The organism is Stappia sp. MMSF_3263, assembly GCF_030733745.1.
Lineage (GTDB): Bacteria > Pseudomonadota > Alphaproteobacteria > Rhizobiales > Stappiaceae > Stappia.
The window spans coordinates 457,539-477,936 of record NZ_JASHIK010000001.1; the positions used below are offsets into that span (position 1 = coordinate 457,539).

Here is a 20,398-nt window from a genome sequence, read left to right on the forward strand (position 1 = left end):
CCGCCGGTTGCGGCCGGGCACGGACATTCGGGAAACTGCAGCAAAAAATTGGAATGCCACGTTCCCGGCCTTTCGTCAAAGCCGCAAGGCGTCAGCAGGTGACAAGCAGGCTCGCCAGTGACACTGGCGTGTCGGGATGTTCCCCGTCCGCGCGCACGAGACCGCGTTCGATCAGCCATTCGACCTGCGCCAGCACGGACAGCGCGGCAGCGCCGTGCAAGGCGGGATCGACATCGGCATAGATCGTGGTGACCATCTCGGGGATCGTCTGAGCGCCGATGGTCAGGCGATCGAGGATTGCCTGTTCGCGTGCCTTTCGATGGGCCGCGAGCCCCGCGAGATAGGTGGCGGGATCCTCGACCGGGCCGCCATGGCCGGGCAGGTAGCGCGTGTCGCCGCGCTCGGCCAGCTTGGCGAGCGAGGCCATGTAGGCGCTCATGGAACCGTCCGGCGGCGCGACGATCGAGGTCGACCAGGCCATCACATGGTCTGCGGAGAAGAGGATGTCGCCCTCGTCGAGCGCGAAGGCGAGATGGTTCGCGGTATGCCCCGGCGTTTCGACGGCGGTCAGCGACAGCCCGTCGATGCCGAGCGTGTCGCCCTCCGCCAACTCGCGGTCGGGCCGGTGCTCGCCGTCGGCGCTGGCATCGAGCGGATTGCGTTCGCCTGCGTTCAGCGGCCGTGCCGCCCGATGCGCGCCGCAGCCGACGATCGGCGCGCCGGTCATCTGCTTCAGCATCCGCGCGCCGGGGGAATGATCCATATGGGTGTGCGACACGAGGATCGCGGCGATGCGGCCCTCGCCGGCCGCCGTCACCAGCCGCTCCATGTGCGCCGCGTCGGCCGGACCCGGATCGAGTACTGCCACCTCGTCGCGGCCGATCAGGTAGCTGTTGGTGCCGTGCCATGTGAACGGACCCGGATTGTGCGCGGTCAGGCGGCGCACCGCTTGCGAAATCTCCACCGCAGTGCCGTATCGGGGGGCGAAATCGCGGTCATGTCGCAGGGAAACCATGGCGTTCGACGATCCGTGTCTGATTTTCGCTTTTGCCTATACGAAAAAGGGCGCTCCCGGCAAGCGCGCAGACTGGCAGGAAAATGCTCCACAGCCGGCTAATCTTTGGGTTGCATCCTTTTTTCTGCGGAAATAACGTCGGGACTGCATGAAGGGGCGGCCATGCGCAGGCCGACGTGGCGGCCGGGCGACACGCCTTTCCACGTCGTCGTGGCCTGTCGGTCGGCGGCGTGCCCTCCATGTCATACTATCGTTGTCAATTTGACCTAAGGCCGAGCGAGCGACGCGGGAGGAGAACCGCCACACCGTTGCCGCTCACAGAACCAATGAAACGGAGAGGTCCGACATGTCCATTTCCCGCCGTTCGGTGCTCAAGGGCTCCGCAGCCGCTTCGACACTGCTTGCCGCACCCGCCATCCTCAAGGCCGGCGACGCGCTCGCGTCCTCGGGTCAGGTCAATGTTTTCGCCTGGGGCGACTACATCCAGCAGAACATGATCGACAAGTTCGAAGGCGACACCGGCGTCAAGGTGAACCTGTCGACCTACGGCTCCAACGACGAGGCCGAGCAGAAGCTCAAGGCCGCCGGCGGCAAGGGCTTCGACGTGATCTTCCCCTCGATCACCAACGGCAACAACTACTATCCCGAAGGCCTGCTGGCGCCGCTCGACGAGAGCAAGCTGAAGCTCGACGCGCTGATCCCCTCCATGCTGCGCGACAGTGTCCAGCTTGGCGGCACCTATCGCGGCAAGCGCATGCTGCTGCCGTTCAACTGGGGCACCGAGGCAATCACGCTCGACAGCACGGCCTTCAATGCCGATGACGTCTCCTACGGCACGATGTGGTCGCCGGAGGCCGCCGGCAAGGCCGCGTTCCGCCAGAAGTCGGTGATCATGGGCGTCGGCCTTTACCTCGACGCCATCGGCGAGGTGAAGTCGAACCGCATGCTCGACGTCTACAAGACCGAGGATGATGCCCGCCGCGTGTGGGATGCCTGCGCCAAGTTCGTCATCGAGCGCAAGGCCAACATCGCCGCGTTCTGGAACAACGCCACCGAGGCGACCAACGCCTTCAAGCAGGCCGGCGCCACGATCGGCCAGACCTGGGACACCACGGGTCTCCTGCTGAACCGGGAAGACGCCAAGTGGAAGTACCGCATGCCCAAGGAAGGCGGCATCACCTGGATGGACTCCATGGGCGTGCCGTCCGGCGCCGAGAATGTCGACCAGGGCTACGCGTTCCTGAACGCCATGCTCGACCCGGCGATGGCGGGCCTGCTGGCCATGAACACCGGCTACAACTCGGCCGTTGCCGGGGCTGCCGAATATGCCGGCGACAACTACAAGGCCCAGTTCGCCGACGTCTACAATGCCGACAACCTCGCCAATCTCTGGTGGTGGCAGGCCGACACGCCGTGGTTCGCCACGCTGCGTCAGGAATATGTCGACAAGATCACCAACGCCTGAGGCGTGACCTGATCCGGCGGATCGCGGCACCCAGCTGCGATCCGCATCCTGTTGCGGGAGCGCCGCTCCCGCCCGCGTGCAAAATGAGGGGCTTATGCACGGACAAGACGTCGTTCTCGATGGCGTGTCGATGCGGTTCGGTGACTTTACCGCCGTCCAGCCGACCGACCTGACTGTCAATGCCGGGGAGTTCTTCTCCATTCTCGGTCCCTCCGGCTGCGGCAAGACGACCATCCTGCGCATGGTCTCCGGCTTTCTCGACCCCAGCGCCGGCGACGTGCGCATCGGCGGCAAGAGCATGACCGGCATCCGCCCCAATGCGCGCCCGACCGCACTGATCTTCCAGAACCTGGCGCTTTTTCCCTTGATGAGCGTGTGGGAAAATGTCGCTTTCGGCCTCGAGGCCCGCGGTGTGTCGAAGAAGGACCGGCGCCAGCGCGCCGAGGAACTGCTTGCCATGGTCGCGCTGACCGGCCAGGGCGAGAAGAGGCCGACCGAATTGTCCGGCGGACAGCGCCAGCGCGTCGCGATCGCTCGCGCCCTTGCCGTGGAACCGTCCGTTCTGCTGCTCGACGAGCCGCTCTCGGCGCTCGACCTGAAGCTGCGCCAGCACATGCGCAGCGAGCTCAAGGACCTGCAGCGCAAGACCGGCGTCACCTTCATCTACATCACCCACGACCAGGGCGAGGCGCTGACCATGTCCGACCGGGTCGCCGTGATGAATCGCGGCGTGGTGGAGCAGGTCGCCTCCTCGGACGACATCTACAACCGTCCCGCGACCCCTTTCGTTGCCAGTTTCGTCGGCGAGCAGAACGTCTTTCCCGGGCGCGTCACCGCGACCTCCGACGGCCAGGTCGAGGTGGAAACGGCGCTGGGCACGTTCCGGGGGCTCGACCGGCACGGGCTGGCGGTCGGCGAGGAGGCGCTTGCCATGGTGCGCCCCGAGCGGGTCTGGCTCGGCAACCGCGCGGACGGTGTTGCGCCCGCTGGCGGCGGAGCCCACAACCGCCTTGTCGCCCGCCTGCAGCGGCGCGACCTGGAAGGCCCGCTCATCAACCTGCATCTCGATGCCGCCGGCCAGGCGATCCAGGTCAACCTGCACAACACCGGCGATGCCGGGCTTGGTTCCGACGAGGAGCAGACCTTGCTCTTTTCCACCGAGGACACGCTGGTGATGCGGCCCTTGTCCGCCCTTGCCGAGCGGGCCTGACGCCATGGCCTCGCTGATCAGGAGCTATGGCAAGGGCCTGACCGCCGTTTTCCTGCTGCTCACCGCGGCATGGATCGCGCTGCTCATCGTGCTGCCGCAGGCGCGCCTGATCGAGCGTGCCTTCACATATACCGACCGTGCCGGCGAGGCGGCGACCCTGTCGTTGGAGATCGACCGTGCCTATACGCGCGTCTTCGAGATCGACACCGACCTGCGCGACCTGCGTCGCGATCTGGAAGGCGCCTCCGCGCCCGCCGGCGGGGCGGCGGGCGGGCTCGTGCCGTCTCCGTCGCTGACGCCGTCGCTGCCATCGCCCTCGCTTCCCGCTGCGCCGTCGCTGACCCCGAGCCCGTCACTTGCGCCGAGTCCGTCCCCGACACCGACGCCGGGCGTTGCGCCCAGTCCGTTCGCGCCGTCCGCAAGCCCGACCCTGCCGCCGGCGCAGATCGAGGCGCGCATCGCCGAGCTGGAGGCCGAGAAGGCCGATCTGCAGACGCGCCTCGCCGGGCTTGAGGAGCAGGAATCCTCGAACAATTCGGCCGTCGGCATCAACGAGTCCTACTCGCTCCAGAACTTCACCAACATGAGCGACATCCATTTCCGGATCTTCGTCTCGACCCTGTTCTATGCGCTCTGCGTGACGGTTCTGGCCTTCGTCGTGTGTTATCCGGTCGCCTATGCCGCGGCGACGGCGAGAAGCGCCAACAAGCTTGCGTTGCTGATGCTCGGCCTCGTCATCCCCTATGCGATCAACGAATTGCTGCGCATCTTCTCCTGGGTGATGATCCTGGAGAAGAACGGCATCCTCAACGGCGTGCTAGATTTCCTCGGGATCATCGACATGCAGGCCGGGGAGGGCATTCGCTTTGTCGCCTCCAACGGCGCCGTCTTCACCGTGATGGTCTATGCCTATGTGCTGTTCATGGTGTTCCCGATCTACAACACGATCGAGACGCTCGACCGCAACCAGATCGAGGCGGCGCGCGATCTAGGCAGCGCCACCTGGCGCATCCACTGGCGCATCGTCCTGCCGCATGCCAAGCCGGGCATCGCGGTCGGGGCGATCATGACCTTCATGCTGTCCGCCGGCTCCATCGCCGTGCCGGAGATCGTCGGCCGCGGCCTGCATCCCGACTGGTTCGCGCAGGTCATCTACCGTCGCTTCTTCGAGGCCGATTCCTGGAACGAGGGCGCCGCCTATTCGCTGGCGCTGCTGGTCGCCTGCATCGCCTTCGTCCTCGTCAACATGGCCGTCTTCAAGGTCGGCATCAGGGATATCGCCAAATGAGTGTCGCGACCCTCGAGAGCCCTCCGCATGCAACCGCCGGCCCGCGTCGCAAGGCACGGGACTGGTCGGACGCGATCCTGTCGCTCTATCTGCTCGTCTTCTTCGCCTACATGTTCCTGCCGCTGCTGTTCATGGTGGCGGCCGCCTTCAACGCCAACCCGACGCCGTCGGTCACCGACTGGCAGGGCTTCACGCTGAAATGGTTCGCCGGGCTCCCGGGAGACACCCGTTTCGTCACCGGCCTGCTCTATTCACTGCAGATCGCCGCCGGGGTCATCGTCATCGCCATTCCGCTCGGCCTTGCCGGGGCGCTGGTGCTGACGCGGCTGAGTTCCGGAGCCTCGACCCTGCTTTACACGGTGCTTGTCTCGCCGATCCTGACGCCGGGCATCGTGCTCGGCGCGACGACCATGATCTTCTGGCGCGATGCCTTCGGCATCGAGGCGGGCCTGCTCACCGCGACGATCGCCCAGGCCGCCTTCATCGCCTCCTATTGCATGCTGATGTTCATGGCCCGGTTGCAACGGCAGGACCGGGCGCTGGAGGAGGCGGCGCTGGATCTCGGCGCCTCCTCGATCCTCGTCTTTCGCCGCATCACGCTGCCTTTCCTGATGCCCACCGTCCTCACCGCCTCGGTCATTGCCTTCCTGCAGTCGATCGAGAACTACAACACGACCTTTTTCGCAATCGGCCCGCAATGGACGCTGGTCACCGAGATCGGCGCGCGCATGCGGTTCGGCCTGTCGCCGGTGATCAACGTGATCGGTGTCATCTTCGTGCTGATCACCATCGTCGCCGCGACGAGCTGGGTTCTGGCCAAGCGCCGGGCCCGTCCCGCATGATCTTGCCTCCGTGCGGCGGTTGACGCCGCACGGCAATGCCTGCGACCCTTTCGCTGCCTTTTCAGGTGGCATGCCGCGCACCGGCCGCCGCCTGCAACCTGTCCACCGGGAGCTGTCATGTCCGACGCGGACACCCCAATCGTTGTAACCCGGTCGCTGCCGCTTTCGCGCGAGGCCGCTTTCGATCTTTTCGTCGAGCGGATCGGCGAATGGTGGCCGCGCGACTACACTTTCTCGCGCGACCCCGCCGCCGACCTTTCCATCGAGCCTTTCCTGGGCGGGGCCTGTTCCGAGCAGGTGCCGGGCGGTGCCCGCCTCGTCTGGGGGACGGTGCTTTCGATCGAGCCGCCGCTGTTCCTGCGCCTTGCCTGGCAGATCTCGCCAGACAGGCAGCTGATCGCCGACCCTTCCGCCGCCAGCCGCGTGATGGTCGAGTTCCGCGCCATGGCCGACGGTACGCTGGTGGAACTGACCCACGGCGATTTCCTGCGCCATGGCGAGGCGGGGGAAGGCTACCGCGCGGCGATGGCCTCGCCTCAGGGCTGGCCCTTCTGCCTTGACGCGCTGGCCGCCGCGGCTGCGCGCAAACCCTTGCCGCGATGAAGCTCTCCTTCCGTTGCCTGCCGGAACTGCTGGGCCATGTACCCGAGCCCGTTGCCGCGCGCGCCAGTCTGCCCGACTGGCTCAAGGCGGTTCCCTCGCTCGTCGCCAGCGAGACCCTGGGCGGCGCCGAAGTGAGGACGCTGAAGCACTGCCCGCCGCTGATCGACGCGCTGGCGCAAGGGGTGATGTTCCGCCTTGCCGCCGATGTCATGGTGGACAATGGCGAACTGTCCTGGGACTGGTCGCCGCCGCCCGCGCCTCACGCCCGCCAGACCCGCTCGCCGATCGGCCTGCATGTGCCCGAGCAGGCGACCGGCGTTCCCTTCGGGCTGCCGGAAGGGCAGTTCGTGATCAAGTTCACCAATTTCTGGACGGTGGCGGCGCCCGAGGGCATCTCGCTGCTCTTCACCCATCCGCTCAACCGCGAGGACCTGCCGTTCCGCACGCTGGCCGGTCTCGTTGATTGCGACCGCTACCGCGACGGCTTCGTCCATTTTCCGGCAATCTGGCGCGATATGGGGTTTTCCGGCCGGCTTCCCGCCGGCACGCCGGTGGCGCAGGGTTTTCCGGTCCGCCGCGAGGCGCTGGAACTGGACATCGGCGCGATGAATGCGGGCGAGCTTGCCCGCCACGGCAAGGTGCAGGACGGATTGCAGGACGATCCGGGTCTATATCGCAAGAGCTTCCGCGCCCCGCGCGAAAAGTGAGGGCGGTCAGCAGGCTTCGCCGGAGGGCGCTGCGCCCGTGAGCCGGCGGCTCGACAGGGGAATGCGGCCTCTGGGGCCCTGGCTCATCGCCTTCAGCAGGCGCGGCCGCAGGCTCTGCTGTTCGGCATGGAGCGTGCGCAAGTCGGCAAGACCGCTCTCCTGCCCAAGTCGGAGGCCGGCCTCCGCCAGCCCGATCCGAGCCTCCATGTCGTCCTTGCGCAAGGTCCGCGCCCGGGTGAAGGCCTCCGCCGCGGCCTCGGCCAGGTCCATCCGCAGGCGCAGGCGGCCAAGGTTGAGCCAGGCGTCCGCATCGTCGGTGACCTGCGCCGCATAGGCGGAAAAACCCGCCTCCGCCTCCTTGATATGTCCGAGTTCCATCTGGATCGATGCCTTCTCGAACAGCGCGTTGAGGTGGCCGGACGCATGCTTCAGCGCCGTGTCGAACGCGACAAGCGCTTCCTCGGGGCGCTCCAGCCGGCGTAGCACGAGGCCCAGGTTGTAGTGCAGGGACGCGTTTCCCGGATCGGCGCGCAGCAGCCGGGAAAGGGCCTTTCGCGCGCCTGGCCAGTCCTGCGCGGCAAGCGCGCGCGGCAGCGTTTCGGCAGCCTGTGCGGGCGTCATCCGGTGACTGCCTTCATCGGGAAAATACCTCCATCACGGGCCGTGGCGCCGATCGTTCGCCCTTCTCACCCGATAGCATCGCCGGGCCGGCCGGGGAAGGCGCCGCGCGGGCAGACCCCGCGCGGAAACGTTTCCGTCTTGGGACTGTCATGCGCGCCGTGCTATTCAGGGCGCCCGTTTCCGCCCCTTTGCCGCATCCGTGTCGCGCACCGCCGCCGCCAGTGTGATGCAAGGGGGGTGGGCCACAACGACACGCGGAGCCCGGCAGCGATGTGCGGCGACAGGCTGAGATGAACGATCAGAGCACGGACCGCCCGGCACCGGCCGCCGGAAACCTTGTCGGCGAATTGCGCGCACGCCTCGTGGCGCAGCGCTGGGTGCTTGGCGTCGCCGTCGTTCTGGGCGCGGCGGCCTGGTGGCAGGCTGCGGTGACGCTGCAGGCCGCGCTTGCCGGCATTGCTCTCATGGCTCTTGCCGCGCTCTTCGCGCCCCGCCGCCGGCTTCTCGTTGCCCGCCGCCAGCGCCAGGCCCTCCAGACCTCCCCCTGGCCGGACACCGGCATGAAGCATCTTTCCGATGCGCTCCCCAATCCCTGTTTCATTGTCGACCGGCGCGGCATCACCCGCTATGTCAACCGCGCCGCCCGCATCCGTTTCGGCGATCCCCATCCCGGCGATCCGCTGTCCATGCGGCTGCGCATTCCCGCCCTGCTGGAGGCGCTCGACAAGGTCGGCGCCGGCGGTCCGGCGCAGCGTATCGAATGGAGCGAGCGGGTGCCGATGGAAAGCTGGCTGGAGGCTTTCGTCGCCCCGCTGGCGCAGGGCGGGGAGGGGGCCGAGGCAAGCGCCGCGCCCCTTCGCTTCATTCTCGTCACAGTCCAGGACCTGACCGAGCAGCGCCGGCTTGAGCGCATGCGCGCGGATTTCGTCGCCAATGCCAGCCACGAGTTGCGCACCCCGCTCGCCTCGCTGACCGGCTTTGTCGAGACGCTGCAGGGGCCGGCCCGCGACGACCCGGTGGCGCGCGAGCGCTTCCTCGCGATCATGCTGCAGCAGGGCGACCGCATGCGCCGGCTCATTGACGACCTGTTGTCCCTGTCGCGCATCGAGCTGAAGGCCCATGTGCAGCCGGAGACGGTGCTCGACCTTGCGCCGCTCCTGCGCCACACCTGCGACGCCCTGAAACCGGTCGCCGACGAGGCCGGGGTCGCCGTCGAGGTGACGACGCCGCAAGCGCCCTGCATGGTGCGTGGTGATCGCGACGAACTGATCGAGGTGATCGAGAATCTCGTCGAGAACAGCATCAAGTACGGCGCCTCCGGCAAGCGGGTGGAGATCGAGCTGTCCGCCGGCGAGACCACGCGCGCCGACGCGCCGGGCGTCTGGGTCCTGGCCGTTCGCGATTTCGGTCCCGGTATTGCGCCGCAGCACCTGCCGCGCCTGACCGAGCGCTTCTACCGCGTGGATGTCTCCACCAGCCGCGAGATGAAGGGGACGGGCCTCGGCCTTGCCATCGTCAAGCACATCCTGACCCGTCACAAGGCGCGGCTGGAGATCGAGAGCACACCGGGCGAAGGGGCTTGCTTCAGTGTCAAAATCCCGGCGGCGGCTCTCGCCAAGGAGCCGGTCGACGGCGAAAAAAACATTTCAGATCAGTCTATTGGCCTGTCACAAAACTGATACTCAACGTTCATATAAGCATCACGGGGCGGGACTAGGGTGCCCGTGACCTTGCAGGAATAAGTCTGCGGGGGGTCGAATTATTAATCCTGAAATCCAGGGAGAGATCAGGTGAACATCAAAGCTCTTCTCAGCGCGACCGCAGTCGCCTCGGTCGCCTTCGCCGGCGCCGCCGTTGCCCGCGACCAGATCCAGATCGCCGGCTCCTCGACGGTCCTTCCCTACGCCTCCATCGTTGCCGAGGCCTTTGGCGAGAACACCGAGTTCCCGACCCCGGTGGTCGAGTCGGGTGGTTCCTCCGCCGGCCTGAAGAAGTTCTGCACGGGCGTGGGCGAGAACACGATCGACATCGCCAACGCCTCGCGCGCGATCCGCGAGAAGGAAATCAAGGCCTGTGCGGAAGCCGGCGTTACGGACATCATCGAAGTCCGCATCGGCTATGACGGCATCGTCTTCGCCTCCGACATCAACGGCAACGGCTTCACCTTCACGCCGACCGACTGGTACAAGGCGCTGGCCGCCGAGGTCGTCGTCGACGGCAAGCTCGTCGCCAACGAGGCGACCTCCTGGAAGCAGGTCAACGAGGCCCTGCCGGACCAGGAAATCCAGGCTTTCATTCCCGGCACCAAGCACGGCACCCGCGAAGTGTTCGAGGAGAAGGTCATCCTTCAGGGCTGCGAAGACAGCGGCGCGCTGAAGGCCATGGTCGACGCCGGCGCCTCCGAGAAGGACGCCGAGAAGAAGTGCATGTCGCTTCGCACCGACGGCCGTTCGGTTGACATCGACGGCGACTACACCGAGACGCTCGCCCGTCTCGATGCCAACAAGAACGGCATCGGCGTGTTTGGTCTCGCCTTCTACGAGAACAACACCGACAAGCTCCAGGTTGCGACGATGGCCGGCGTGACGCCGTCCACCGAGACGATCGCCTCGGGCGAGTACCCGGTGTCGCGTCCGCTCTTCTTCTACGTCAAGAAGGCGCATATCGGCGTGGTTCCGGGCCTCAAGGAATTCGCCCAGTTCTTCGTTTCCGACGAGCTGGCCGGCCCGGACGGTCCGCTTGCCCAGTACGGCCTCGTCTCCGATCCGGAGCTGGCCAAGGTGCAGGAAGCGGTTGCTTCCGAAACCACGCTGACGCACTGAGCCAATCGGAATAGCGAAGGGGCGGCGTACGTCGCCGCCCCTTCTTCCCATCCCGAATTCCGGATTGCGCCCCCATGTCATTGCCCATGATTGTGCTTGTCGTCCTCGCCCTTGCGGCGGTCGGCTTCCTGCTGGGACGCAGCAAGGCGCTCGCCAGCGCCAACGGCGATCCCCGGCTTCTCCATTCGCTGCCAGGCTATTACGGCTGGAACGTCGCGCTTGCCGTTATGCTTCCGGCCTTTTTCCTGCTGCTGGCATGGCTGGCGGTCCAGCCTTTCGTCATCCACGGCCAGGTCTCCTCGATGATCTCGCAGGCATCGGTCGACGAAAGTTCGCTCGACTTGGTGATGAGCGATGTGCGCCGCGTCGCCGATGGTCTTGACGCCGCTGTCGCCGCCGGCGGTCTGACCGCCGAGCAGGCAGGGTCGATCCGCACCGAATTCACCGATGTCCGCGATCGCCTTGGCGAAGTCGGAGTTGCGCTCGGGTCCGACGTGACTTCCGAGACGTTGCGCGCCGCCCAGCGCTACCGTGAACTGTCATGGACCGGCAGCCTGATGCGCGCCGCCGCCGTGATCGGGCTCGCCCTTGTCGGGCTGGTTTTCGCGTGGCGTCGTTCAGGCAAGGACTTTCGTGCCCGCAACGCCGTCGAGGCCGTGGTGCGCTGGATCCTGATCACGGCCGCCTCGATCGCCGTTCTGACAACGCTCGGCATCGTGTTGTCGCTGATCTTCAACACGGTGGAGTTCTTCCGGCTCTATCCGGCTGCGGACTTCTATTTCGGCCTGACCTGGAGCCCGAGCTTCGGCGGAGGGTCCGAACTCGGCATCCTGCCGCTGATCTGGGCGACGCTCTACATCTCGCTCATAGCGCTTGCCGTCGCGGTTCCCGTCGGCCTGTTCGCCGCAATCTACCTGTCGGAATATGCCACGCCGACGGTGCGTGCCGTGGCCAAGCCGATGCTGGAGGTGCTGGCCGGCATCCCGACCATCGTCTACGGCCTCTTCGCGCTGCTGACCGTGGGTCCGATGCTGGTCGATGTCTTCGGCAATGACGGGTTACTCGGCGTCAACTGGATGTCGGGCGGCACGGCGGTGATGACGGCGGGCCTCGTCATGGGGATCATGCTGATCCCCTTCGTCTCCTCGCTCTCCGACGACATCATCAACGCGGTTCCGCAGGCGATGCGCGACGGATCGCTGGGGCTTGGCGCCACCCACTCGGAGACGGTCAAGCAGGTGATCATGCCGGCGGCCCTGCCGGGTATTGTCGGTGCCATCCTGCTGGCGGCCTCCCGGGCGATCGGCGAGACCATGATCGTGGTTCTCGGCGCGGGTGCGGCCGCCAAGCTCAGCCTCAACCCGTTCGAGGCGATGACCACGGTCACCGCCAAGATTGTCAGCCAGCTGACCGGCGATGCCGACTTTGCCTCGCCGGAAGCGCTTGTCGCCTTTTCCCTCGGCATGACCCTCTTCGTCGTGACGCTCGCCCTCAACATCTTCGCCCTCTACATCGTGCGCAAATACCGGGAGCAGTACGAATGACCGATACGGCCGTGAGCTACCGTCCGGACACCGCGTCCGATCCCGTGCGCCGCAAGACGTCCCTGCTTGAGGTCGATGCCCTGACCCGCAAGCGCAACGCGGCGGAGACCCGCTTCAAGATCTACGGCATCGTCGCGATCCTGATCGGCCTGTTCTTCCTCGCAGCGCTCCTCTACGCGATCCTCTCGAACGGCCTGACCGCCTTCAACCAGACCTTTGTGAGCGTGCCGGTCACGCTCGATCGGGCCGCCGTGGAGGATGCGGAAGCCTCTTTGGTCAAGACGTCGAAATACAATGCGATGATCGACAAGGCGCTGGCGGCCCGTTTGGCGGAGGCCGGCATCGCGACGCAGATGAAGCCGACGGACCTTCGCAAGATGCTGTCGTCCGGCGCCGCTTCCCAGGTTCGCGAGTTCGTTCTGGAAAATCCGGGACGTGTCGGCGAGACGGTGACCTTCGACCTGCTCGCCTCCTCGCGGGTTGACGGCTACCTGAAAGGGCGCGTCACCCGTGCGGCACTGGTCAACGACAAGAACCTCGATGCGGGCCATCTCGATCTCATCGACGCGATGGGAGATGCCGGCATCGCCGTGAAGCGCTTCAACCTGGCCTTCATCACTGGCGCGGATGCCTCGGATTCTCGTCCCGAGCAGGCAGGCATCGGCGTATCGATGATCGGTTCGTTCTACATGATGCTGGTGGTGCTGCTGCTGTCGCTGCCCATCGGCGTGGCGGCCTCCATCTATCTGGAGGAATTCGCGCCGCAGAACCGCTTCACCGACATGATCGAGGTGAACATCTCCAACCTGGCGGCGGTGCCGTCGATCGTCTTCGGTATCCTTGGTCTGGCCGCGTTCATTCAGTTCGCGCATCTGCCGCAATCGGCACCCATCGTCGGCGGCTTGGTGCTGACGCTGATGACCCTGCCGACGATCATCATCTCGACGCGGGCGTCGCTGAAGGCGGTGCCGCCGTCGATCCGCGATGCGGCCCTGGGCGTCGGCGCCTCCAAGATGCAGTCGGTGTTCCATCATGTGCTGCCGCTGGCCATGCCCGGCATCCTGACGGGCACGATCATCGGCCTTGCGCAGGCGCTTGGCGAAACCGCGCCGCTGCTGCTTATCGGCATGGTCGGCTTCATCGCCTCCAACTACCCCGGTGGCCTCGCCTCCGGCTTCCTCGATCCGAATTCGGCCATGCCTGCTCAGATCTACGAATGGGCCAAGCGTGCCGATCCGGCGTTTTACGAAAGGGCGTGGGGCGGCATCATTGTCCTGCTCCTGTTCCTGATGACGATGAATATCGTCGCGATCATCCTTCGTCGCCGGTTCGAGCGTCGCTGGTAGGGAGACCTGGAACCATGAACCAAATGCCCAAAACCGAACCCGATGCCGAGAAGGTCGTCACCATGACCGACGCCAAGATTTCCGCCAAGAAGGTCCAGGTCTTTTATGGCGAAACCCATGCCATCAAGGACGTCGACCTTGAGATAGCCGAGCAGACCGTGACCGCCTTCATCGGTCCGTCCGGCTGCGGCAAGTCGACCTTCCTGCGCTGCCTCAACCGCATGAACGACACGATCGACGTGTGCCGGGTGAAGGGCGACATCCTCATCGACGGCGAGGACATCTACGACCCCAAGGTCGATCCGGTGCAGTTGCGCGCGAAGGTCGGCATGGTGTTCCAGAAGCCGAACCCGTTTCCCAAGTCGATCTATGACAACGTCTCCTACGGACCGCGCATCCACGGGCTCGCCCGCGGCAAGGCGGCACTGGACGAGATCGTCGCCTCGAGCCTGCAGAAGGCAGGCCTGTGGGAGGAGGTCAAGGACCGGCTGGACGAGTCCGGTACCGGGCTTTCGGGCGGCCAGCAGCAGCGCCTCTGCATTGCCCGCGCCATCGCGGTCAATCCGGAAGTGATCCTGATGGACGAACCCTGCTCGGCGCTCGATCCCATCGCCACCGCCAAGGTGGAGGAACTGATCGATGAATTGCGTGAGAACTTCACCATCGTCATCGTCACCCACTCGATGCAGCAGGCCGCCCGCGTGTCGCAGCGCACCGCCTTCTTCCACCTCGGCAACCTTGTCGAGGAGGGTGACACCAAGGACATCTTCACCAACCCCCGGGACAAGCGCACCCAGGACTACATCACCGGCCGCTTCGGATAGGATCCGAAAGGTCGCGATTTTCCAGGCGGGGCGTGGCGCAGGCTGTGCGCCCCCCGGCGCAGACAGGGCGGGAACGCCCGATGGAGAAGAGACATGAGCGAACATACCGTGTCCTCCTTTGACGAGGAACTGAAGGAGATCGCCGGCCGCGTGTCGGAAATGGGCGGGCTTGCCGAGGTGATGCTGAACGATGCGATTTCCGCGCTGGTGCGCATGGACAAGGAGCAGGCCCGCCGCGTCATCGCCCAGGACAAGCGCGTCGACGCGCTCCAGTTCGAGGTCGAGGAACAGGCGATCCTGATCATCGCCCGCCGCCAGCCGGTCGCCAGCGACCTGCGCGACGTGATTTCCGCCATGCGCATCTCCAACGACCTGGAGCGCGTCGGCGATCTCGCCAAGAACATCGCCAAGCGCGTCATCGCCATCGAGGGCAGCTTCGATTCCAAGAAGTTCGCGCTGGGCGTCGAGCACATGGTCGAGCTCACCCAGGTTCAGCTCAAGGACGTGCTGGACGCCTATGGCAGCCGCGATGCGGTCGCCGCCGCCTCGGTGCGTGATCGCGACGACGAGGTCGACGCGCTTTACACCTCGATCTTCCGCGAGCTGCTCACCTACATGATGGAGGATCCGCGCCAGATCTCGATCTGCGCCCACCTCCTGTTCTGCGCCAAGAACATCGAACGCATCGGCGACCACGCGACCAACATCGCGGAAAACGTCATCTACATGTCGACCGGCGTGCTGCCGACCGACGAGCGCCAGAAGGTCGACGAGACCGGCGTCGAGGCGGACGCCGCCTCCTGATGCAGGCAAGCGGCACCGGCGGTCGAGCCTTCCGGTGCCGGTGCATGGCGTGAAAACAATGTCCGGAGGTCTCGGCGCGTGTCGTCGGCCAACCGGGCAGGTCGAGTGGACGAGGTTACAGGGAATGCCGAAGGTTCTGATTGTCGAGGACGAAGAACCTCTGATCATGATGCTGCGCTACAATCTCGAGGCCGAGGGATACACGGTCGAGACCTGCATGCGCGGCGACGAGGCCGACATCCGCTTGCGCGAAAGCCAGCCGGATCTCCTGCTCCTCGACTGGATGCTGCCGGGCCTGTCCGGGATCGAGCTCTGCCGCCGGTTGCGCTCGCGCGCCGAGACCGAACGCCTGCCGGTGATCATGCTGACCGCACGCGGGGAGGAGTCCGAGCGCATCCGCGGGCTCGCCACCGGCGCCGACGATTACGTGGTCAAGCCGTTCTCGATCCCCGAGTTGATGGCCCGGGTGCGGGCCATGCTGCGCCGGGCCAAGCCCGAGGTCGTCTCCTCGCAGCTTCGCGCCGGCGATCTTGAACTTGATCGCGAGACCCACCGGGTGCGCCGCGCGGGCCGCGAGATCCATCTCGGCCCGACCGAATTCCGCCTGCTGGAGTTCCTGATGACCTCGCCGGGGCGGGTCTTCTCCCGCGAACAGCTTCTCGACGGTGTCTGGGGACATGATGTCTATGTCGACGAGCGCACCGTCGACGTCCATGTCGGCCGGCTGCGCAAGGCGATCAACCGTGGCAAGTCGCCGGACCCGATCCGCACCGTCCGTGGTGCCGGCTACGCCTTCAACGACCAGTTTGCCGCCGCCTCCTGAGGGGCGTCGTAGCACGGCCGTCTTGGTCCTGTCCCTGGATCGTCCGTCCGCATCCCGCATACGAAAAAGCCCGCCGCGTTGACCGCTGGCGGGCTTTTTCAGGTGCTTGGCCTGGACCGTCCCGGATCGCTCCGGGGTGGCGGTCAGCCGATTGCGGCGGTCGGGGCGCTGCGGTCGCGGCGGCGGTCGCTTGCCGGCTGGTAGGCGATGCGGCAGTGATACGCGCAATAGGGCACGCCCGGGGTCGACTGGTGGCCGCAGAAGTAGAAGTCGTCCTTGGTCGGGTCGCCGATCGGCCATTTGCAGGTCCGCTCGGTCAGCGTCAGGATCGTAGCCCGCTTGGCGATCGGAACCAGCTCGGCGACCGGCTTTGCCTGCGGTGCGGGAGCGGCCTGCGGAGCGGTCTCCATCTTCAGCGCCGTTGCGCCGATCGTCTGCGGTCCGGCCTGCGGTTGCGTCTCGCTCTGCGTCGCCTCGGCCTGGCCGCCCGTGGTCTTCACCGGCTTGCTGCGGGCCTTCTGGTTGTTGGAGGGGGACTTGGCGCGGCCCGAAAGTCCCAGCCGGTGCACCTTGCCGATCACCGCATTGCGGGTCACGCCGCCGAGCTCGGCTGCGATCTGGCTGGCGCTCAGGCCATCGCTCCAGAGCTTGGCGAGAAGGTCGACGCGTTCGCTTGTCCAGGACATGCGCATGACTCCGTGTTGGATCGGGCTCCGACATCTGGTTAATAAAAGGTTATCGGCACACCGTAGGGGTGCCCCGCTCATCGCCAGATTTTGAGGCTATTGTGAGTCAGTTACACGAGATGTCGTATTTCTTAATCTGAAAACTACAATATGCCGCGTTTTGAGTGCAAGGCGCGGAGCCGATTCACCTGGGGATTGATCCGCTTTTCCCCAGGAAAGAAGCCGGCCCCGGCCTGTTCGGGCATCCGTGGGGCGCGCCAATTCCATTGACTTCCTCGCGCCTGCGCGGTGTATAACGGGGCTTCCTGGTCGTGCCGCCTCTCGTGGGCGGCATATTGCTTTCAGGCCGTCCTTTCAAGGCTGGCCATGGCAGCAGGGGAGGCGTGCCCGGTCGGGCATTGCCGGCATGTATGTATCGACCGCGGACCGGGGGTTCCGGCGCGGATCCGGGCGAAAGGCCCGCAACGAGGAGCTGGACGGACATGGAAGCGTCATCTCTCTATCAGACCTACAGCCGTGCGAACCTGTCGTTTGCGCGTGGCGAGGGTGTGTGGCTGGAGACCGCTGATGGCCGACGCTTTCTCGATTGCGCCGCCGGCATCGCGGTGAATTCCCTCGGCCACTGCCATCCTGCGCTGGTCGCCGCGCTCGAGGCGCAGGCGGGCAAGCTCTGGCATGTCTCCAATGTCTACGGCATCGACGGCCAGGAGGAGTTCGCCCGCAAGCTGACCCAGGCGACCTTCGCCGACCGCGTCTTCTGCACCAATTCGGGCGCGGAGGCGCTGGAATGCGCGATCAAGACCGCACGGCGCTACTTCTATGCCAAGGGCGAGCCGGAGCGGATCGACATCATCACCTTTGAGGGTGCCTTCCACGGCCGTACGCTGGCGACCATCGCGGCCGGCGGGCAGGAGAAGTATCTCGAGGGCTTCGGCCCCAAGGCGCCCGGCTTCGTCCAGGTGCCCTTCGGCGATCACGAGGCGCTGCTTGCCGCCATTGGCGACACCACCGCAGGCATCCTGATCGAGCCGATCCAGGGCGAGGGTGGCATCCGGCCGGTGGCGACGGAATATCTGCGCGAACTGCGCAAGCTGTGCGATGACAACGGCATCCTGCTCCTTCTCGACGAGGTGCAGACCGGCGTCGGCCGCACCGGCAAGCTCTTCGCCCACGAATGGGCCGGCATCACACCGGACATCATGGCGGTCGCCAAGGGCATTGGCGGCGGCTTCCCGCTCGGGGCCTGCCTTGCCACCGAGGACGCGGCATCGGGCATGAAGCCTGGCACTCACGGCACGACCTATGGCGGCAATCCGCTGGCCATGGCGGTTGGCAATGCGGTGCTCGACGTGGTTCTTGCCGACGGCTTCCTCGAGGAGGTCCAGAAAAAGGGGCTGCTGCTCAAGCAGAAGCTGGCCGGCGTCGTCGACGGTCATCCGGCCGTTTTCGAGGACCTTCGCGGCAAGGGGCTGATGCTCGGTCTGAAATGCCGGGTCACCAACACCGATCTTCTCGCCCGCTTCCGCGAGGCGGGCGTGCTGGCCGTGGGCGCCGGCGACAACGTGCTGCGCATCATGCCGCCGCTGACGATCACCGAGGCGGAGATCGAGGAGGCCGTGTCGCGGATCGAACAGGCGGCCACCGCCATGGAAAGCGGACTTGAGCGGGGAGCTGCCGAGTAATGACCATTCAGCCACGCCATTTCCTCGACCTCACGGATGTCGCGGACGAGGACCTTCGTTTCATTCTCGACGGCAGCCGCCGCATCAAGCAGGCGCGTGGTCCCGTGCGCGTTTCCGGCGACGGTCCTCTGGCCGGCCGCGTGCTCGCCATGGTCTTCGAGCAGCCCTCGACACGAACCCGCATCTCTTTCGATGTCGGCATGCGCGAACTCGGCGGCGAGACCCTGATGCTCACCGGCGCCGAAATGCAGCTCGGCCGCGGCGAGACCATCGCCGACACGGCCCGCGTGCTGTCGCGCTATGTCGATGCCATCATGATCCGCATCCTCGACCATGACGCCCTGCGCGAACTGGCCGAACACGCCACCGTGCCGGTGATCAACGGCCTGACCAAGCGCACCCATCCGTGCCAGATCATGGCCGACGTGCTCACCTTCGAGGAGAAGAAGGGCGGCATTGCCGGCCGCTCGGTTGCCTGGACCGGCGACAGCAACAACGTGCTCGCCTCCTGGGTCCATGCGGCCGCCAAGTTCGATTTCGAGCTGCGCATCGCGACGCCAGGCGAGCTGGCGCCGCCCGAGGAACTGATCGCCTCCGCGCGCCGCGCGGGCGCCGAGATCCGCGTCACCGACGATCCGTTCGAGGCCGTGAAGGGCGTTGACTGCGTCGTCACCGATTGCTGGGTGTCGATGGGCGACGACGACGGCGACCGCCACAATCTGCTGAAGCCCTATCAGGTCAACTCGCGCCTGATGGGCGAGGCGGACCGCGACGCGATCTTCATGCATTGCCTGCCCGCGCATCGCGGCGAGGAGGTGACCTCCGAGGTGATGGACGGGCCCCAGTCGGTCGTCTTCGATGAGGCGGAGAACCGGATGCACGCGCAAAAGGGCATTCTTGCCTGGTGCTTCGGAGCATTGCAGGGCGCATGAAATGAGTATGCAGGACGAACTTGAACGGCTCGGCGTCGCTCCGGCCGGGCGCGATGCCGTGCTGCCTTTTGCCGTCGAGCCGCTCGACGTGCGCGGCCGTGCGGTCATGCTTGGCCCGATCCTCGATCGCATCCTCGACCGGCACGCCTATCCCGCGTCTGTCTCGCGGCTTCTGGCAGAGGCGACGACGCTCGTCGCCCTGCTTGGCACCTCGCTCAAGTTCGAGGGGCGCTTCACCCTGCAGACGACGACGGACGGGCCCGTTTCCATGCTGGTGGTCGATTTCCAGACCCCGGACGGCTTGCGCGCCTGCGCCCAGTTCGACGCCGAGGCCGTTGCCGAGGCGGAAGCGCGCGGCGTCACGGACACCCCGGCGCTGCTCGGTCGCGGCCATCTTGCGATGACGGTCGACCAGGGCGCGGCGATGAACCGCTACCAGGGTATCGTGGCGCTGGATGGCACCACCATGGAAGAGGTGGCGCACCAGTATTTCGCCCAGTCGGAGCAGATCCCGACCGTGGTGCGCATTGCCGTCGGCGAGGTGCTCGACCGGCAGCCGGGCGCCGCGCCGCGCCACTCCTGGCTTGCTGGCGGTGTGCTCGCGCAGTTCCTGCCCGACGCACCGGAGCGCATGCGTCAGGCCGATCTGCCGCCGGGCGATGCGCCGGAAGGTGCCGGGGAGCACTTTGTCGAGGAAGACGACGCCTGGCGCGAGGCCCGCGCCCTTGTCGAAACACTGCGGGATTCCGAACTCGGCGATCCGGAGATGAGCGCCGAGAGCCTGCTGTTCCGGCTGTTCCACGAACGCGGCGTTCGTGTTTTCGCTCCGCAACCACTCGCCGACCGTTGCCGCTGTTCCGACGAGCGCATCCGCGCCATGCTGAAGGGCTTCACCGAGGAGGAGCGCACCGACATGACGGTCGACGGTCGCATCGAGGTGACTTGCCGCTTCTGCAACACCCGTTACGACTACGAGGCCGGCGAGTTCTGAGCCCGGCCTGTGACGGCTTTGCCGCCACGGGCGCCGGGAAGTTTGTCGCGGAAAGCGTCAGCGTACCGCGTGGCCACATTTTGATACACTCTTGAACTTGCAAGCCGTGATGGCCGCTTCGATAGTCTCGAACGGCGCAGTGTGCATGCGCGTAGCAATCCAGTCCGTGACCGTCTCCCTATAAAGGGCCGGG

19 protein-coding genes are annotated in these 20,398 nt (G+C 66.1%); 16 read left to right on the top strand and 3 right to left on the bottom strand.

From position 1 onward, the window contains the following. Positions 1-91: 91 nt before the first annotated feature. A complete protein-coding gene (locus RBB46_RS02200) occupies positions 92-1,015 on the bottom strand; it encodes an MBL fold metallo-hydrolase (protein ID WP_306027205.1) in 924 nt (307 codons plus the stop codon). A gap of 346 nt (positions 1,016-1,361) precedes the next feature. On the opposite strand from RBB46_RS02200, the gene RBB46_RS02205 reads away from it, so the two are divergent. From RBB46_RS02205 to RBB46_RS02230, 6 genes are all read left to right on the top strand, one after another. After that, complete coding sequence (locus RBB46_RS02205) at positions 1,362-2,480, top strand: extracellular solute-binding protein (protein ID WP_306027206.1); 1,119 nt, start codon at positions 1,362-1,364, stop codon at positions 2,478-2,480. Positions 2,481-2,574: 94 nt separating this feature from the next. Next, on the top strand, positions 2,575-3,690 hold the full coding sequence (locus tag RBB46_RS02210) for an ABC transporter ATP-binding protein (RefSeq protein WP_306027207.1): 1,116 nt from the start codon (positions 2,575-2,577) through the stop codon (positions 3,688-3,690). A 4-nt stretch (positions 3,691-3,694) separates the two neighbouring features. After that, on the top strand, positions 3,695-4,978 hold the full coding sequence (locus RBB46_RS02215) for an ABC transporter permease subunit (protein WP_306027208.1): 1,284 nt from the start codon (positions 3,695-3,697) through the stop codon (positions 4,976-4,978). Next, positions 4,975-5,820 (top strand): ABC transporter permease, encoded by an 846-nt coding sequence (locus RBB46_RS02220; protein ID WP_306027209.1) that lies wholly within the window; start codon positions 4,975-4,977, stop codon positions 5,818-5,820. The genes RBB46_RS02215 and RBB46_RS02220 overlap by 4 nt, the downstream gene beginning before the upstream one ends. Before the next feature lie 117 nt (positions 5,821-5,937). Beyond that, entirely contained in the window at positions 5,938-6,423 is a 486-nt protein-coding gene (locus RBB46_RS02225; RefSeq protein ID WP_306027210.1) for an SRPBCC family protein, read from the top strand. Next, positions 6,420-7,130, top strand: a complete 711-nt coding sequence (locus RBB46_RS02230) for a hypothetical protein (RefSeq protein ID WP_306027212.1) — start codon at positions 6,420-6,422, stop codon at positions 7,128-7,130. Before RBB46_RS02225 ends, RBB46_RS02230 begins: the two co-directional genes overlap by 4 nt. A gap of 6 nt (positions 7,131-7,136) precedes the next feature. Here RBB46_RS02230 and RBB46_RS02235 read toward each other — a convergent pair whose 3' ends face one another. After that, positions 7,137-7,751, bottom strand: a complete 615-nt coding sequence (locus RBB46_RS02235) for a tetratricopeptide repeat protein (protein ID WP_306027214.1) — start codon at positions 7,749-7,751, stop codon at positions 7,137-7,139. Between the two features lie 290 nt (positions 7,752-8,041). Between RBB46_RS02235 and RBB46_RS02240 the strand changes: the two genes are divergently transcribed. The 7 genes from RBB46_RS02240 to phoB all read left to right on the top strand — a co-directional run bounded on the left by RBB46_RS02240 (position 8,042) and on the right by phoB (position 15,914). Further along, entirely contained in the window at positions 8,042-9,430 is a 1,389-nt protein-coding gene (locus tag RBB46_RS02240; RefSeq protein WP_306027215.1) for an ATP-binding protein, read from the top strand. 111 nt (positions 9,431-9,541) lie between these two features. Further along, on the top strand, positions 9,542-10,573 hold the full coding sequence (locus RBB46_RS02245; RefSeq protein ID WP_306027216.1) for a substrate-binding domain-containing protein: 1,032 nt from the start codon (positions 9,542-9,544) through the stop codon (positions 10,571-10,573). A 74-nt stretch (positions 10,574-10,647) separates the two neighbouring features. Continuing rightward, the gene (pstC, locus tag RBB46_RS02250) at positions 10,648-12,117 is read left to right on the top strand and encodes a phosphate ABC transporter permease subunit PstC (RefSeq protein WP_306027217.1); all 1,470 of its coding nucleotides are present in this window, start codon (positions 10,648-10,650) and stop codon (positions 12,115-12,117) included. Then, entirely contained in the window at positions 12,114-13,463 is a 1,350-nt protein-coding gene (gene pstA, locus RBB46_RS02255) for a phosphate ABC transporter permease PstA (protein WP_306027218.1), read from the top strand. Before pstC ends, pstA begins: the two co-directional genes overlap by 4 nt. A 62-nt stretch (positions 13,464-13,525) precedes the next feature. Further along, positions 13,526-14,287, top strand: a complete 762-nt coding sequence (gene pstB, locus RBB46_RS02260) for a phosphate ABC transporter ATP-binding protein PstB (protein ID WP_336623129.1) — start codon at positions 13,526-13,528, stop codon at positions 14,285-14,287. Between the two features lie 93 nt (positions 14,288-14,380). Then, positions 14,381-15,091 (top strand): phosphate signaling complex protein PhoU, encoded by a 711-nt coding sequence (gene phoU / locus RBB46_RS02265; RefSeq protein ID WP_306027220.1) that lies wholly within the window; start codon positions 14,381-14,383, stop codon positions 15,089-15,091. A gap of 124 nt (positions 15,092-15,215) precedes the next feature. Then, complete coding sequence (gene phoB / locus RBB46_RS02270; protein WP_306027221.1) at positions 15,216-15,914, top strand: phosphate regulon transcriptional regulator PhoB; 699 nt, start codon at positions 15,216-15,218, stop codon at positions 15,912-15,914. Between the two features lie 143 nt (positions 15,915-16,057). Here the strand turns inward: phoB and RBB46_RS02275 are convergent, their stop codons facing one another. Further along, entirely contained in the window at positions 16,058-16,600 is a 543-nt protein-coding gene (locus RBB46_RS02275; protein WP_306027222.1) for a GcrA family cell cycle regulator, read from the bottom strand. Positions 16,601-17,082: 482 nt separating this feature from the next. On the opposite strand from RBB46_RS02275, the gene RBB46_RS02280 reads away from it, so the two are divergent. The 3 genes from RBB46_RS02280 to RBB46_RS02290 are packed head-to-tail and all read left to right on the top strand — an operon-like array spanning position 17,083 to position 20,205. Continuing rightward, entirely contained in the window at positions 17,083-18,282 is a 1,200-nt protein-coding gene (locus RBB46_RS02280; protein ID WP_306027223.1) for an aspartate aminotransferase family protein, read from the top strand. Continuing rightward, the gene (argF, locus tag RBB46_RS02285) at positions 18,282-19,214 is read left to right on the top strand and encodes an ornithine carbamoyltransferase (protein ID WP_306027224.1); all 933 of its coding nucleotides are present in this window, start codon (positions 18,282-18,284) and stop codon (positions 19,212-19,214) included. The genes RBB46_RS02280 and argF overlap by 1 nt, the downstream gene beginning before the upstream one ends. A 7-nt stretch (positions 19,215-19,221) precedes the next feature. Further along, positions 19,222-20,205 (top strand): Hsp33 family molecular chaperone, encoded by a 984-nt coding sequence (locus RBB46_RS02290; RefSeq protein ID WP_306027347.1) that lies wholly within the window; start codon positions 19,222-19,224, stop codon positions 20,203-20,205. The last annotated feature ends 193 nt before the right edge of the window (positions 20,206-20,398 follow it).